The following is a 15210-nucleotide window of genomic DNA, read 5'->3' as shown; positions in this document are numbered from 1 at the left end:
ATTCTCGTCGGTCGGCGGGTGCATGATGGCGGTGCGGTCCCCACGAGAACGGAGCGATCCCATGAGCCTCGACGTCCAGGTCACGTTCGACGCGCACGATCCACCGGCCCTGGCCGACTTCTGGGCGGCCGTCCTCGGCTACGAGGTGCCGGGCCCGCCCGACGCCCAGCTCGGCCCCGGCGACGACCCGTGGGCGGCGTGGGACGACTTCCTCGAGCGGGTCGGCGTGCCGCCAGCGCTGCGCCGCTCCAAGGCCGCGATCGAGGACCCGCAGGGCAGGGGCCCGCGCGTCTTCTTCCAGCAGGTGCCCGAGGACAAGGTGGCCAAGAACCGCGTCCACCTCGACGTCCGCGCCGCACCGGGTCTCGAGGGCGACGAGCGGATGGCCGCGCTCGAGCAGGCCTGCGAGCGGCTCGTCGCGCTCGGGGCCGAGCGCGTGCGGCGGTTCGAGCCGGCGCCGCCGATGGAGTCGGGCTTCATCGTGATGCGCGATCCCGAGGGCAACGAGTTCTGCCTCGACTGAGCTCCGCCTCGCCCACCTGAGAACCTCCTGTGCGTCTGTCCGGGAGGCGGTCCCGAGGTCGATTCTCACGCGGCGTTCGCCTAGGTTGTTGGCACGACGGTTGAACGAGAAACCACATCGTGCCCCGACCCCAGGAGCCTCATGACCCCGACGAAGCGCCGCGCCTACGCCGCCCTCGCCGCCTCGACCGCCCTCCTCACGCTCGCCGCGTGCGGTGACAGCGACGCCGCCGAGAACGACGCGTCCTCCAGCAAGACCCCCTCCGCCACGTCCGCGGCGCCGTCCGAGCCCGCCGCCTCCGACTCCGGCGCCACCGGCGCCTTCACCGCCGGCGAGTACGAGGCCACCGGCAGCTACACCACCCCCGACGGCCAGACCCAGAAGATCGAGGTCGAGGTCGAGCTCGCGGCCGACGGCACGATCACCTCGCTCGACGCCGACGGCCAGGCCGAGGGCGGCAACTCCGAGCAGTTCCAGAAGAAGTTCGAGAGCGGCATCGACGCCCAGGTCGAGGGCCGCAAGATCACCGAGCTCGACGTCGACAAGGTGTCCGGCTCCTCCCTGACCAGCGGCGGCTTCAACGACGCCATCGACCAGATCATCAGCCAGGCCCAGGCCTGACCCATGAGCTCCGACTGGCGTCTCGACGCCATCGGAACCGCGTGGTCGATCGGGACCCCCGACCCGATCGCCCCCGGGCTGCGAACCGCGATCACGGACCGCATCGACTCGTTCGATCGGACGTGGTCGCGGTTCCGCGCCGACTCCGCCGTGAGTGCGCTGCGCACTGAGCGTGAGGTCGACCTCGGGCCCGACGCCCCCGCGATCCTGGCCCTCTACGACCGTCTCTTCGCGCTGACCGACGGTGCCGTGAGCCCGCTCGTCGGCGGCGCCCTCGAGCAGCTGGGCTACGGCCCCGGCTACACCCTGACCCCCTCCGGCGACCCCGTGCGCGTGCCGTCGTGGGCGGACTGCGAGCTGAGCGGCAGCGTGCTGCGCGTGCCCGGCCCGGTGGTCCTCGACATCGGCGCGGTCGGCAAGGGCTGGCTCGCCGGCGAGGTCGCCGCGATGATCGACCAGCCGTGCGTCGTCGACGCCAGCGGCGACCTCGTGAACCGCTCGGGCGACGTCCTGCGCGTCGCGCTCGAGGATCCCGACGACCCCACGCTGGCCGTCGCCGTCGTCGAGGTCCCCGACGGCGAGGGGATCTGCGGCTCGGCCAGCAACCGGCGCCGCTGGTCGGCCGACCTGCACCACGTCCTCGACGCCCGCTCGGGCCGTCCGACGCGCGACGTCGTGGCGGCGTGGGCCGGCGGGCCCGACGCCGGCTGGGCCGACGGTCTCGCCACCGCGGCGTTCTTCAGCCCGACCCTTCCCGAGACCGGTCATTGGTGGGCATCCTTGGACCGGAATCGGCGGCTGGTGGCCCGTGAGCTGCCCGGAGAGGTGTTCACATGACGTTCCTGGATCGCCAGCTCGGTCGGTTCACGATGTACCGACTCGTCACCCTGGTGCTGCTCGCGCTGGTCGTCGTGGCGGTGGTCCAGTCCGCGCTCGGCGTGCTCGACTCCGACATCTTCCCGGTGGACGCGCTGCTGCTGACGCTCGCCGTGATGGTGGCGACGTCGGTGGTCGTGAACTACGTGGTGGGCCGGCTCATCGGTGCGCGTCCGCACCTCGAGTCCTCGATCGTCACCGCGCTGATCCTGTGGTTCCTCTACTGGCCCACCACCCACGGCGAGCAGCTGGCCTGGCTGGCGCTCGTCGCGGCGCTCGCGCAGATCTCGAAGTACCTCATCGCGTGGCGCGGTCGTCACCTCGTGAACCCGGCCGCGGCCGGCGTCGTGCTGTCGGTGCTGCTCGGCTGGGTCACCGACTGGCCGATCCCGTTCACCGGCTGGTGGGTCGCGAGCGAGTCGCTGTTCTGGTTCGTCCTCGTCGGCGCGCTGCTGGTGCTCTACCGCACCCGCCGGCTGGCCCTCGGTGCCGTGTTCGCGCTGGTCGCGATCGCCGTCACGGTGTGGTGGCAGCTGGGCGTCGGCGCCGAGCTCACCGAGGCGTTGCGCTTCACCCTCTACTCCACGCCCATCGTCTTCTTCGGCGGCTTCATGCTGAGCGAGCCCCTGACGCTGCCCCCGCGGCGAGCCCAGCAGCTGGGCGTCGCGGCGCTCGCGGGCGTCGCGTTCACGTGGCCGCTGCTGACGTCGCGCCTGTTCGGCGAGCCCTGGACGACCGAGCCGTTCACGAGCACCTACGAGCTCGCCCTCGTGGTCACCGGCCTCGTCGCGTTCGCGCTGCGCCAGGGCTCGCGCACGCTCGTCCTGCGGGAGCAGCGCCGGCTGGGCGACGACGTCGTCGAGTACGTCTTCGACGCCGACCGCCCGCTGCGGTTCGTGCCCGGCCAGTACGTCGAGCTCGACGTGCCGCACGCGCGCATCGACACCCGCGGCCGCCGGCGCATGTTCAGCGTCGTCTCGGCGCCCGGGCGCGAGGTCGTTCTCGCGACGCGGCATCCCGAGCCCGGCTCCTCCTACAAGCGCGCCCTCGCCGCGTCCGAGCCCGGCGACCACTTCCGCGTCACGGCCGTCCACGGCGACTTCGTCTGGCCGGCGAAGGGGCCCGTGCTGCTGGTCGGCGCGGGGATCGGCGTCACTCCGTTCCTCAGCCAGCTGGCCGCGCACCGCGGACGCGACGTCGTGGTCGTGGTGGGCGAGCGCGCCGCGCAGCCCTACACCACCGAGCTCGAGGCGTCGGACGCGAAGGTCCTCCGCCTCCCCGTGGAGGAGGTCGACGGCGACACGATCGCGCGACTCGTCCCCGACCTCGACCAGCGCACGGCGCTCGTCTCGGGCCGCCCGGACTTCGTCGACGAGGTCTCGCGCGGCCTGCGCCGCCGCGTCCGCCGGCTGCGCCGCGACCACTTCCTGGGGTACTGAGTCGGGGGTTGCGATCGCGCCGGAGCCGGGCGCACGATCGAGGGATGAGGATCTCCGCCACCGTGCACCACGAGCCGGGGCGCCACGAGGTGACGGTCCGGACCGACGACCGCACCACGACGCTCGACCTGCCCGCCCGCGAGGACGGGCCCGGCTCGGCCGTCAACGGCGGTGAGCTGCTGGCCGCCGCGCTCGCGACCTGCTTCCTCAACGACCTCCACCGCGAGGCCGTCCGCCGCGGCGTCGACATCGGCGCGGTCCAGGTGGTCGTCGAGTCCGAGTTCGGCGAGCGCGGCGAGCCCGCCTCCGACCTCACCTACCGTGTGCACGTGCAGTCCGCCGCCGACGCGGGCCTCGTGGCCGACCTCGTGCGCGAGACCGACCTGCTCGCCGAGGTGCACGGCACGCTCCGCGCCGGTCGCGACGTCGAGCTGAGCAGCGTGCAGATCAGCGCCCCCTGAGCCGACTCGCGTGTGACCCGGCACAATGGGTTACCGACGAGTACCCGAGGAGGCCGCGTGCGGATTGCACTGTTGTCGTACCGCAGCAAGCAGCACAGCGGTGGGCAGGGCGTCTACGTCCGCAACCTCAGCACCGGACTGGCCGAGCTCGGGCACGAGGTCACGATCTTCTCGGGCCAGCCGTACCCCGAGGACCTGCACCCGGACGTCCGCCTCGAGAAGGTGCCGAGTCTCGACCTCTACCGCGACGACGACCCGTTCCGCACGCCGCGGCTGCGCGAGTTCCGCGACTGGATCGACGTGCTGGAGTACCTGCAGATGGTCACCGCCGCGTTCCCCGAGCCGCTGACGTTCAGCCTCCGCGCGCGCCGCCTCGACCTCTCGGGCTTCGACGTCGTGCACGACAACCAGTCGCTCGGCTACGGGCTGCTCTCGATCAACAAGCGCCAGCCGTTCCTGGCCACGATCCACCACCCGATCAGCCGCGACCGCGCGCTCGACATCGCGGCCGCGCCGCTGCGCAAGCAGGTGACGACGCGGCGCTGGTACGCCTTCGTGCGCATGCAGGCCTTCGTGGCGCGGCGGATCCGCACGATCCTCGGCGTCTCCACGGCCTCGGCGGGCGACACCGTCACCGACTTCCGCCTCGACCCCGACCAGATGACCGTGGTCCCGCTCGGCGTCGACACCGACCTCTTCAGCCCGCCGGAGTCCCGCGTGCCCGGCCGCATCGTCGTGGTCGCCAGCGCCGACTCGCCGCTCAAGGGCCTCGCGCACTTCATGGACGCCGCCGCGAAGCTGGCCACCGATCGTGAGATCGACGTGCAGCTGGTCTCGAACCTCGACCCCGAGGGCGCCGCGCACCAGCGCATCCACCACGGCGACCTCGCCGGCATCGTCACGGTGCACAGCGGCATCTCCGACGAGGAGCTCGCCGCGCTGATCTCGTCCGCCGAGGTCATGGTCGTCCCGTCGCTGTACGAGGGCTTCAGCCTGCCCGCCGTCGAGGCGATGTCGTGCGGCACGCCGCTCGTGGCCAGTGCCGCGGGCGCGCTGCCCGAGGTCGTCGGCGACGCCGGCGTGCTCGTGCCGCCCGGCGACGTCGACGCGCTCGTCACCGAGGTGGGTCGCCTGCTCGACGACCCCGTCGAGCGCGCCCGGCTGTCCGGCGTCGCCCGCAGCCGCGCGATCGAGCGCTTCAGCTGGCTCGCCGTCGCCCGCGCCACCACGCAGGCCTATGAGAAGGTGATCGCCGATCACCGCGCTGCACTCCGGGACGGAAGGAATCCCCATGCTGACCGTTGACTTCGACCGCCTCCGGGTGGGCCGCGGCACGCGCTTCATCGACGTGGGCGCCGGCGCCGGCCGCCACTCCTACGAGGCCCTGCGCCGGGGTGCGCACGTCACCGCGTTCGACCTCGACGAGGTCGAGCTCAAGGGCGTCGAGGACATGTTCGGCGCGATGGCGCTCGAGGGCGAGGTCCCGCCGGGCGGCAGCGGCGAGGTGCAGGTCGGCACGATCCTCGACATGCCCTACGAGGACGGCACGTTCGACGTCGTGCTCGCCTCGGAGATCCTCGAGCACGTGCCCGAGGACGTGCAGGCGATCAGCGAGCTCGAGCGCATCCTCGCGCCCGGCGGCGTCCTGGCCGTCACGGTGCCGCGATGGATGCCCGAGGCGGTCTGCTGGAGGCTCTCGGACGAGTACCACGCGAACGAGGGCGGCCACATCCGCATCTACAAGGCCGACGAGCTGCGCGCGAAGCTGGAGGCCACGGGCCTGCGGTTCACGCACCAGCACCACGCCCACGCGCTGCACTCGCCGTACTGGTGGATCAAGTGCGCCGTCGGCGTCGAGCGCGACCAGCACCCCCTCGTGCGCGGCTACCACCAGCTGCTGGTGTGGGACATGATGAAGGCCCCCCGCACCACCCGCTGGGCCGAGAAGGCCCTCAACCCCGTGCTCGGCAAGAGCGTGGCCCTGTACTTCCAGAAGCCCTTCTGATGCAGCCCGCGTCCTCGCCCCCTCCCCACTTGTGGAACGGGTTGAACGCTTTCGCGCCTCAGAACGGTGCACCCCGTTCCAGAAGTGGAGCGAGGCGCGCGCGGTGACGCCCACCGAGGCCCACCAGACGGGCAAGTGGATCGCGTCGGTCCAGCTGAGCACCGGGGCGATCCCGTGGTTCGACGGCGGTCACCTCGACCCGTGGGACCACGTGCAGGCCGCGATGGGCCTGGCCACCGCCGGGTTCGTCGACGAGGCCGTCGCGGCCTACGACTGGCTCCGCCATGCGCAGCGGCCCGACGGCTCGTGGGGCCGCAAGTACTGGCCGGGCGCCGACGACGACGGCGTCGAGGAGCCCGAGACCGACGCCAACTACTGCGCCTACGTCGCCACCGGCCTGTTCCACCTCGAACTGCTGGGCGTCGACGCGAGCCGCTTCCTGCCGATGCTGGAGCGCGCGGTCGACGTCGTGCTCGAGCTCCAGGTGGGGAACGGTCCCGTCGCGTGGGCCCGCGGCGTCGACGGCAAGGTCGCCGGCGAGTGCCTCGTCACCGGCAACTCGAGCATCGTGTTCAGCCTGCGGTGCGCCGCCCGTCTCGCCGAGACGTGGGGCCACCCGCGCCCGCACTGGCGGCACGCGGCCGACGGGATCGCGGCGGCTCTCGTCGATCGTCCCGAGCTGTTCACGCCCAAGCCTCGCTTCTCGATGGACTGGTACTACCCGGTGATGACGGGCGTGCTCGACGGCGAGGCCGCGGCCGCTCGCCTCGACGAGCGGTGGGACGAGTTCGTCGTCCCCGGCTTCGGCACGCGCTGCGTCACCGTGAACCCGTGGGTCACCGGCGGCGAGACCCTCGAGCTCGTGCTCGCCCTCGTGCGCGCCGGCCGCACCGCCGCGGCCGAGAGTCTCTACGCCGACATCGGCCACCTGCGCGATCCCGACGGCGCCTGGTGGACCGGCCTGGTCTACAACGACGGCAAGCGCTGGCCCGTCGAGCAGTCCACGTGGACCGCCGGCACCGCCCTGCTCGCCCACGACGCCCTGACCGGCGCCACGCCCGCCGCCGGGTTCATGGGCCGCTGACGCCAGTCCGTCGAACGGCCTGACAGCGGACGATCGCGCTGCGATCCTTCGTGGATGGTGGAGATCAGCGCGAGCGTCCGAACGGCCGCGCTTCAGTGGGCTCTCACCGTGGCGCAAGTCGTCCTCTGTGTCGTGGCCATGGTCCTGGCGGCGCGCGGCCATCCCGTGTGGGCTATCGCGGTGATGGCCGTGGTCCTCGGGTCGTGCCTGCTGCCCGGCCCCGACGACGACGCGCTCACTCGGTGGTTCCACGTCGTGAGAGCCGCGGTGGCTCTGGGCGTCGTCAGCGCGGGCTTCCTCGACGCTTCCCGCCTCCTCGAGATCCTGCTGGTCTGCCTGCTCGCGGTGTGCCTCCTCGAGGGGTCGGTGCTGGAGTGGCTACGGCGTCGGCGAGCGTGACAGTTTCCCCGGTTAAGCGGGGAAACTGTCACTTCACGGGGTTTGCAAACCTCGTTAAGTGACAGAAAACCCACTTAACCGGGGAAACTGTCACTGACCGGGGATTGCGATCCCCGGTCAGTGAGGGCAGACCCAGGTCACCGGGGGAACCGTCAGCGCCGCGGGTCGATGAGGATCTTCGCGTGGTGCTCGGCGCCGGCGAGGTCGTCGAAGGCCTGGGCCACGCCGTCGAGGCCGACGGTGCCGGTGTGCAGGGGACTGGGGTCGACGCGGCCGTCGGCGATCATCTCGAGCGTCTCGTGGAACTCGTGCGGCTGGTAGCAGAACACGAATCGCAGGTCGAGCTCCTTGTTGACCGCCATCGTCGGGCGGAACGTGTCGGGCTCCATGCACACGCCCACGACGATGATCCGCGACCGGATCGGCGCATGCGTGACGAGGTCCTCGATGATCCCCGGGACGCCGACGCACTCGAACACCACCGGCCCTCGCGGCGTCTGGCCCGCCCGCTCGGCGAGTCGCATGACGCGCTTCCACGGCACCCAGCGCACGCGCCGCAGCATCCGCATCGCGTCGATGCCCTGCCCGAAGTAGTCGGGCGCGGAGGTCAGGTGCGTGGCCGGGCGCTTGTACGCGTCCCACGGCGACCGGACCGCCGGGTCGACCACGACGTCGGCGCCGCACCGCTCGGCGAGCGCGCGCCGGCCCGCCGAGTAGTCGCTCGCGACCACCGTGCGCACGCCGGCCGCCTTCAGCATGAGGATCACGGCGAGCCCGATCGGACCGCAGCCCACGACCAGCGCGACCTCCTTGCGACCGATCTCGCTGCGGTTCACCGCGTGGTGCGCCACCGCGAGCGGCTCGGTCATCGCGACGTGGTCGGGGTCGGCGTGCGACGGCACCTCGAACGTCATCGCCTCCTGGGCCAGCACGTACTCGGCGTAGCCGCCGGGCGCGCGCTCGGACAGGCCCGTCATGTCGACCTGCCCCTCGCGCTGCAGGACCGGCAGGGCCACGACAGGCGTCCCCACGGGCCATCGCCTGCGGCACTTCGGCCCGTACGCGGCGACCGTGCCGGTGAACTCGTGCCCCATCACCACGTGGTCGGCGCGCCGCATGAAGCGGTCGTAGTCGACCTCGGCCGCGACGTCGGCGCTCGCGTCGGCGTGCATGCGGGCGTGCAGGTCCGAGCCGCAGATGCCCGAGCGCGTGACCGCGACGAGGACCTGGCCAGGTCTGGGCTCGGGGGTCGGCAGGTCGACGACGGACAGCTCGCCCTCGTGGACGCTGACCGCCTTCACGCCCCGACCTCCGCCCGGTCGGCCGCGGTCGTCCACACGAGGCCGTCGTCGAGGTCGGCCCGGTTCGTCGACCACGAGTCGACGAGGAAGTTCTGCTTGAACGACCACGGGTACGAGGCGGCCGCGCGCGGCATGAGGTGGGCGCCACGCTGCAGGTAGCCGGACTGCATGTCCATGAGCGGCGTGGACGCGCCCGTGCCCGCGAACTCCGGCACGACCGACGTGGACCCGGAGTCGACCAGCCGGCGCAGCACCTTCGCCACGAGTCGCGACGTCATGTCAGAGCGCATCGTCCACGACAGGTTGATGTAGCCGACGCAGAAGGCCAGGTTGGGCAGTCCCGTCAGCATCGCGCCGTAGTAGGCGAAGGAGTCCGAGGGGTCGCGGAGCTCGCCGTCGACCGTGATGCGCGCGCCGCCGAGGATCTTGATCGACAGGCCCGTCGCGGTGACGACGATGTCGGCCGGCAGCACGGTGCCGTCCTCGAGCCGGACGCCCTCGGGCACGAAGCGGTCGATGCGTGCCGTGGCGACCGAGGCCTTGCCGGCCTTGATCGCCGCGAAGATGTCGCCCTGCGGCGTGACGCACAGGCGCTGGTCCCACGGGTCGTACGGCGGGTTGAAGTGCTGCTGCGCGATCTCCTCCGAGCCGGTGCCGTGCGCGACGCCCTTGAGCAGCAGCGACCGCATCGCCTTCGGCGCGCGCTGGCAGGCCTGGAAGAGCGCCCACTGGAGCAGCATGTTCTTCGTGCGGACCACGTGGTGGGCCACGGTCGGCGGCGCCACCTTGCGGACGACGTCGGCGATCGGGTCGCCCTTCGGCTGGGCCAGCAGGTAGCTCGGCGTGCGCTGGAGCATCGTCACGTGCTCGGCGGTCTCGGCCATGGCGGGCACGATCGTCACGGCGGTGGCGCCGCTGCCGATCACGACGACCCGCCGGCCGGTGTGGTCGAGGTCCTCAGGCCAGAACTGCGGGTGCACGAGGGTGCCCTCGAAGTCGTCGACGCCGGCGAACCCGGGGTCGTACGGCTGGTCGTAGTCGTAGTAGCCGGTGCACGCGACGAGGAACCGCGCCGACCACTCCTCGGCGCCGTCGGGGCCCTCGGCCTGCACGGTCCAGCGCGCGTCGGCGGACGACCAGTCGGCCGCCTCGACGCGTCGGCCGAACGAGATGTGGCGGTCGATCCCGGCCTCGCGGGCCGTGTCCTCGAGGTACTCCAGGATCTGGTCGCCGTCGACGATCGCGTCCTTGCCGCGCCACGGCCGGAACGGGAACGCGAGGGTGAAGAAGTCCGAGTCGGAGCGCACGCCCGGGTAGCGGAACAGGTCCCACGTGCCGCCGATCCGCTCGCGTCGCTCGACGATCGCGTAGGTCAGGTCGGGACACGCCTGCTGGATCCGGTAGGCCATGTTGATGCCGGAGAGGCCGGCTCCGACGATGAGGACGTCGACGTCGCGTTGCGTGGTCATGGACCGATTGTGGCCTGCGTCACGCCACTGCGGGAGCACCTCCGGCAGACCCGTCCCCGCGCCCCCTCCGCGAGGGGCGCAGAAACGCCGCCACTCGCCGAGTGGCGGGCGCCATCGCGCCACTCGCGACCCTGGTTGGCGCCGCTCGGCGCGCCAGCCTCGGCGGCGGCGTCAGCGCACGGTGAGGCGGGCGGTGCGCAGCGTGCGGTCGGAGCCGCGGGTGCCGGGGGCGTCGAGCGCCCGCACCTTGACCGTCGCGGTGCCGCGCTTGAGGCCCGGCAGCGAGAAGCGGTGGTAGAAGCCGAGCCTCGTGCGGGTGGCGGTGCGGGTCCAGGAGCGGCTGCCCTGGGTGACGTGCACCCGGATCCGCACGCCCTTGGTCTCCGCGTCGGTGTCCACCGCGCGACCGCGCACGGCCAGCAGGCCCTTCTTCGCGCTCAGGCCGGTGACGAGGCCGCGCGGGCCGCCGTCGGTGCGCGTGAACCGCAGGAACGCGCGCGGGTAGGAGGTGCCGGCGTACCGGACCGAGCGGAACGTGCCCCGGCTCGTCAGCTCGGTGACGACGACCCAGGAGTTGTTGTGCGCGACACTCTCGACGACGGCGAGGTGCCCCCGCGAGGTGGCTCCGACGCCCGCAGGTGCGCTGAGCCACCACGCGATGTCGCCCCGCTGCGGCTGCGCGACCTGGGCGGCGGCGCGCTCCTTCAGGGCGGCGGTGCGCCACGTGCGCGGCGTGGTCGAGGTCAGCACGGGCGCCGAGCGGACGCCCTGGCTCAGCCGGAACGCGGCGTAGTGCGTGGAGGTGCGGGGGGCCGCGCCCCAGATCCGGCGCGTCACCCTCTCGTGGCCGCGGGTGGACGTCTTCGCGGCGCGGCAGGCGCTGACGCCCGTGCACAGCACCTTCGCGTGCGAGGGGACCGGGGCGTGCTGCGCGGCGCGCGAGCCGATCATCGTGGCGAGGTCGGACGAGCGCACCACCCACGCACCGAGCGTGGTGGCGCCGGCGGCGTTCGGGTGGATCGCGTCGATGGTCTCGCGACGGACGAGCGAGGGCAGCGTGATCCAGGTGAAGCCGCGCGCCTTCGCAAGCGCCTCGTAGAGCGTGGAGGTGGCCACCTTGCCGGCGCCGTCGGACGAGCCCCACGGCGTCATGACGTAGACCCGCGAGCGGGCGATGCCCTGCCGGTCGGCCGCACGGGCCAGCGCGACGAAGTATCGCTCGGCGGCGGCCCGGCGCTCGGCGGCGGTGGCGACGACGCGCGCGCCCCCGCGGCAGCGACGCACGTCGTTGCGGCCGACCTCGACGATGACGACGTCGGGATCGGTGGCGGCGAGGTCGCCCAGCCGGTCGCCGAACGTGGTGCCCGAGCACGGCACGAGCGTGGAGCCGAAGCCGCGGGCCAGCAGGCCGCTGCCACCCTCGGCGCTGACCATGACTTCGCTGGCGGGGATGCCGGCGGCCTCGGCGACGTGCGCCCACCAGGCCTTGGGCCGGCTCTTCGTGCCCTTGACGCTGTAGCGCCGCGTGCTGGAGAAGGAGTCGCCGAACACGAGGACGCGGGCGTGGCGCGCGGAGGGGGCACCGGGGTTCGGCAGCGCGACCTCGCCGCCGTCGTCGACCGCTCCGCCGTCGCCCTGCGGCACGGTCGGCGTGCTCGTCGGGACCGCGGTCGTGGGTGCCGTGGTCGGCTCGGGTGCGGGAGCCGTGGTGACGACGGGGTCGGGGACGGGGGCGTCGTCGGCCGTGGCGGGGGATGCTGCGAGCACCGACACCGCGACGGCGACGGCAGCCGTCAGGCTCCAGGGGCGTCGAGTCACCGGATGATGGTACGCGAGATCTGGAGCCCCTCCTGCCACTGTGGTCACACTCCCGCGCGAGGGTCGTAGAGTGCGGCGGGTGAACGCGCTTCCCGAGGAACTGTCCCGCATCGCCGACGAGGTCCGCGGCTTCCTCCCCGAGGTCGAGGCGCAGGCGCTGCGGGACGCGGCGGCACGCTTCGCGACGCCGGGCGGCGTGATCGTCGAGATCGGCACGTACTGCGGCAAGTCCACGGTCCACCTGGGCTACGTCGCGCGCGAGGCCGGCGCCACGCTCGTCACGATCGACCACCACCGCGGCTCCGAGGAGCACCAGGTCGGCTGGGAGTACCACGACGCCTCGCTCGTCGATCCCGAGACGGGCGCCTTCGACACCCTCCCCGTGCTGCGCCGCACGCTCTGGGCGGCGCAGCTCGAGGACGTCGTCGTCCCGATGGTGGGTCGCTCGGCCACGATCTCGGCCTGGTGGCGCACGCCCGCCGACCTCGTCTTCATCGACGGCGGCCACACCGAGGAGGCCGCGCAGGCCGACTACGCGGGCTGGTCGCCGTGGGTCCGTCCCGGCGGCGCGCTGGCCATCCACGACGTCTTCCCGGACCCGGCCGACGGCGGCCAGGCCCCCTTCCACATCTACGAGCGGGCGCTGGCCGACGGCTTCGTCGAGGTGGGCCACACCGACAGCCTGCGCGTGCTGCAACGCCCGGCCTGATCCGCCGTCCGGGGTCGGCCGCGGCGACACTCCGACATATGCCTAGGGTTAGGCAAAACAGACCCGGGGCGCGCTACGCTCCACTCAGCCGTCCCGCCGTGGGACGAAAGGGGCCGCCCCGTGACACTCAACGACGAGCTCACCGAAGACGCGATCGCCGTGCGCGCCGAGGCGTCCGACTGGCGTGACGCCGTCCGCCAGGCCGGCGCACTGCTCACCGCCGTCGGCGTGACCACCGACGAGTACACCGACGAGATGGTCCAGACGGTCGAGAAGCTCGGCCCCTACATCGTGCTCGCGCCCGGCATCGCCCTGGCGCACTCGCGCCCCTCGCCGGCCGTCAACCGCGCGGGCATCGCGTGGCTGCAGCTGGCCGAGCCCGTCGAGTTCGGCCACCAGACGAACGACCCCGTGTGGCTCGTCGTCGCCCTGGCCGCGCTCGACCACGACGGACACCTCGGGTTGATGTCCGCCCTCGCCGCCGTCCTGGGCGACACCGACCTGCTCGCCAGGCTCCGCGAGGCCGATTCGCCGGCCCGCGTCCTGGAGCTGCTCACCCCCACCACCCCCTGAACGAAGGACCATCGTCATGAAGATCGTCGCCGTGTGCGGTATGGGCATCGGAACCTCGGTGCTGCTCAAGATGAACGCCGAGAAGGTCCTGCGGACCCTCGGCAAGGACCAGGACGTCGACGTCGAGGCCGCCGACATCGGCACGGCCAAGGGTGCCGCACGCACCGCCGACATCGTCCTGACGTCGGCCGACCTGGCCGACGAGATCGGTGACGTGCCGGCCAAGGTCGTCATCGTCAACAACTTCACCGACGTCGGCGAGATCGCCGAGAAGCTGACTCCGCTCGTCTGACGAGCCTGAAAGAACGGAACCAAGGGAGAACGACATGGACTGGTTCGTCGACGTACTCGACTTCATCGGACAACAGATCCTCAACGTGCCGGCGTACCTCATCGGCATCATCACGGCGATCGGCCTCATCGCCCTCAAGCGCTCCAGCGGACAGGTGATCGGCGGTGGCCTCAAGGCCGCGCTCGGCTTCCTGATCCTCGGTGCCGGCGCGAACGTGGTCATCGCCTCGCTCGGCCCGCTGGGCGAGATCATCCTCGACGTCACCGGGGCCCAGGGCGTCATCCCGACGAACGAGGTCATCACCGCGATGGCGGCCGAGCAGTACGGCGCGCAGAGCGCGTACGTGCTGACGCTGGGCTTCCTGGTGATGCTGGCGCTCGCGCGGTTCACGCCGCTGAGCTACATCTTCCTCACCGGCCACCACATGGTCTTCATGTCGCTCATGCTGACCGTCGTGCTGTCGGTGGGCCTCGACGACAAGAACGACTGGCTCGTCGTCCTCGTGGGCGCGTTCCTGCTCGGCGTCATCATGGTCGTCATGCCGGCGCTCGCGCAGCCGTGGACCCGCAAGATCACCGGCGACGACTCGCTGGCGATCGGCCACTTCGGCACGCTGGGCTACATCGCGGCCGGCGCCACCGGCCAGGCCGTGGGCAAGCGCAGCCGCTCCACCGAGGAGATCAACTTCCCGCAGGGCCTGAAGTTCCTGCGCGACTCGATGGTCGCCACCGCGCTGTCGATGGTCCTGATCTACGAGGTCTTCGTGGTCTGGGGCCTCATCGCGAGCCCGGACAACACCAAGGAGCTCCTCGGCGCCGCCGATGCGGGCGCCGCCGTGATGGCCGGCTTCGGCCAGGCGCTGCAGTTCGGCGTCGGCGTCGCGATCATCCTCTACGGTGTCCGCACCGTGCTGGGCGAGCTCGTCCCCGCCTTCCAGGGCATCGCCGAGAAGGTCGTCCCCGGTGCCAAGCCGGCGCTCGACATCCCGATCGTGTTCCCGTTCGGCGCCAACGCCGTGCTGATCGGCTTCCTGGCCTCGTTCGCCGGTGGCCTCGCGACGCTGGCGCTGCTGGCCGTGTGGCTGGAGCCGGCGTTCGGCCTGGCGCTGATCCTGCCGGGCATGGTGCCGCACTTCTTCACCGGTGGTGGTGCCGGCGTGTACGGCAACGCCACGGGTGGTCGCAAGGGCGCGGTCGTCGGCGGCTTCGTCAACGGCGTGCTCATCACGATCCTGCCGGCGCTGCTGCTGGAGGTCTTCGGCGAGCTCGGCTTCGCGAACTCCACCTTCGGCGACGCGGACTTCGGCTGGTTCGGCACGCTGCTCGGCTCGAGCCTGCTGGCCGGCCCGGGCATCGGCATCGTCCTGTGCATCCTGATCGGCATCGCGCTGGTCGTCGCGGCCTCGGTCTACCAGGTCAAGGTCGTCGACGCGGGCTGGACGCCGGGCGCGAAGCGCGACGAGATCCTCGCGGAGGAGGACGCCGCGGCGCGTGCCGCCGCGGAGAAGCAGACTCCCGCGAAGGAGTAGCTGCACGCGGTTCCACGACGGCCCGTCCCGGCTCCGGGGCGGGCCGTCGTGCGTCGTGGGACGGGATGTGACGCAGATCCAAGGTTGAGTGGAATGGACTCAACTTTGTTAT

16 protein-coding genes are annotated in these 15210 nt (G+C 72.1%); 13 read left to right on the top strand and 3 right to left on the bottom strand.

The genetic code is table 11. The features are described from left to right. Nucleotides 1-61: 61 nt before the first annotated feature. From BJ975_RS13405 to BJ975_RS13365, 9 genes are all read left to right on the top strand, one after another. On the top strand, nt 62-523 hold the full coding sequence (locus tag BJ975_RS13405) for a VOC family protein (RefSeq protein ID WP_179426741.1): 462 nt from the start codon (nt 62-64) through the stop codon (nt 521-523). A gap of 141 nt (nt 524-664) precedes the next feature. After that, nucleotides 665-1144, top strand: a complete 480-nt coding sequence (locus tag BJ975_RS13400) for an FMN-binding protein (protein WP_179426738.1) — start codon at nt 665-667, stop codon at nt 1142-1144. A 3-nt stretch (nt 1145-1147) separates the two neighbouring features. Beyond that, entirely contained in the window at nt 1148-1981 is an 834-nt protein-coding gene (locus BJ975_RS13395) for an FAD:protein FMN transferase (protein WP_179426736.1), read from the top strand. Next, on the top strand, nt 1978-3459 hold the full coding sequence (locus BJ975_RS13390) for an FAD-dependent oxidoreductase (RefSeq protein WP_179426733.1): 1482 nt from the start codon (nt 1978-1980) through the stop codon (nt 3457-3459). Before BJ975_RS13395 ends, BJ975_RS13390 begins: the two co-directional genes overlap by 4 nt. Nucleotides 3460-3503: 44 nt before the next feature. Continuing rightward, nucleotides 3504-3920, top strand: a complete 417-nt coding sequence (locus BJ975_RS13385; protein ID WP_179426731.1) for an OsmC family protein — start codon at nt 3504-3506, stop codon at nt 3918-3920. A gap of 57 nt (nt 3921-3977) precedes the next feature. Further along, entirely contained in the window at nt 3978-5225 is a 1248-nt protein-coding gene (locus BJ975_RS13380; protein ID WP_179426729.1) for a glycosyltransferase family 4 protein, read from the top strand. Continuing rightward, nucleotides 5212-5925 carry a class I SAM-dependent methyltransferase gene (locus BJ975_RS13375; protein ID WP_179426727.1) on the top strand — a complete coding sequence of 238 codons (714 nt, stop codon included), beginning with the start codon at nt 5212-5214 and terminating at the stop codon, nt 5923-5925. The genes BJ975_RS13380 and BJ975_RS13375 overlap by 14 nt, the downstream gene beginning before the upstream one ends. Before the next feature lie 103 nt (nt 5926-6028). Continuing rightward, nucleotides 6029-7009, top strand: a complete 981-nt coding sequence (locus BJ975_RS13370; RefSeq protein WP_179426725.1) for a prenyltransferase/squalene oxidase repeat-containing protein — start codon at nt 6029-6031, stop codon at nt 7007-7009. Between the two features lie 108 nt (nt 7010-7117). Beyond that, nucleotides 7118-7408, top strand: coding sequence for a hypothetical protein (locus BJ975_RS13365; protein ID WP_179426723.1), 291 nt, complete (start codon nt 7118-7120; stop codon nt 7406-7408). Nucleotides 7409-7560: 152 nt separating this feature from the next. Here the strand turns inward: BJ975_RS13365 and BJ975_RS13360 are convergent, their stop codons facing one another. The 3 genes from BJ975_RS13360 to BJ975_RS13350 all read right to left on the bottom strand — a co-directional run bounded on the left by BJ975_RS13360 (nt 7561) and on the right by BJ975_RS13350 (nt 11996). After that, nucleotides 7561-8709, bottom strand: coding sequence for a zinc-binding dehydrogenase (locus tag BJ975_RS13360; RefSeq protein ID WP_179426721.1), 1149 nt, complete (start codon nt 8707-8709; stop codon nt 7561-7563). Next, entirely contained in the window at nt 8706-10178 is a 1473-nt protein-coding gene (locus tag BJ975_RS13355) for a flavin-containing monooxygenase (RefSeq protein ID WP_179426719.1), read from the bottom strand. Before BJ975_RS13355 ends, BJ975_RS13360 begins: the two co-directional genes overlap by 4 nt. A gap of 171 nt (nt 10179-10349) precedes the next feature. Next, nucleotides 10350-11996, bottom strand: a complete 1647-nt coding sequence (locus BJ975_RS13350; protein ID WP_179426717.1) for a GDSL-type esterase/lipase family protein — start codon at nt 11994-11996, stop codon at nt 10350-10352. 79 nt (nt 11997-12075) lie between these two features. Here BJ975_RS13350 and BJ975_RS13345 point away from each other — a divergent pair, with 79 nt between their 5' ends. The 4 genes from BJ975_RS13345 to BJ975_RS13330 all read left to right on the top strand — a co-directional run bounded on the left by BJ975_RS13345 (nt 12076) and on the right by BJ975_RS13330 (nt 15098). Next, on the top strand, nt 12076-12705 hold the full coding sequence (locus BJ975_RS13345) for a class I SAM-dependent methyltransferase (RefSeq protein ID WP_179426715.1): 630 nt from the start codon (nt 12076-12078) through the stop codon (nt 12703-12705). Between the two features lie 120 nt (nt 12706-12825). Continuing rightward, nucleotides 12826-13278, top strand: a complete 453-nt coding sequence (locus BJ975_RS13340) for a PTS sugar transporter subunit IIA (RefSeq protein ID WP_179426713.1) — start codon at nt 12826-12828, stop codon at nt 13276-13278. A gap of 16 nt (nt 13279-13294) precedes the next feature. After that, nucleotides 13295-13570, top strand: coding sequence for a PTS sugar transporter subunit IIB (locus BJ975_RS13335; RefSeq protein WP_179426711.1), 276 nt, complete (start codon nt 13295-13297; stop codon nt 13568-13570). Nucleotides 13571-13604: 34 nt separating this feature from the next. Next, nucleotides 13605-15098 (top strand): PTS ascorbate transporter subunit IIC, encoded by a 1494-nt coding sequence (locus BJ975_RS13330; protein ID WP_179426709.1) that lies wholly within the window; start codon nt 13605-13607, stop codon nt 15096-15098. Nucleotides 15099-15210 lie beyond the last annotated feature (112 nt).

The sequence above is a fragment of the Aeromicrobium tamlense genome, assembly GCF_013408555.1.
In the GTDB taxonomy this organism is placed as follows: Bacteria; Actinomycetota; Actinomycetes; order Propionibacteriales; family Nocardioidaceae; genus Aeromicrobium; species Aeromicrobium tamlense.
Note: the sequence above shows the minus strand (reverse complement) of the source record. Positions and strands in the feature narration are given on the sequence as shown.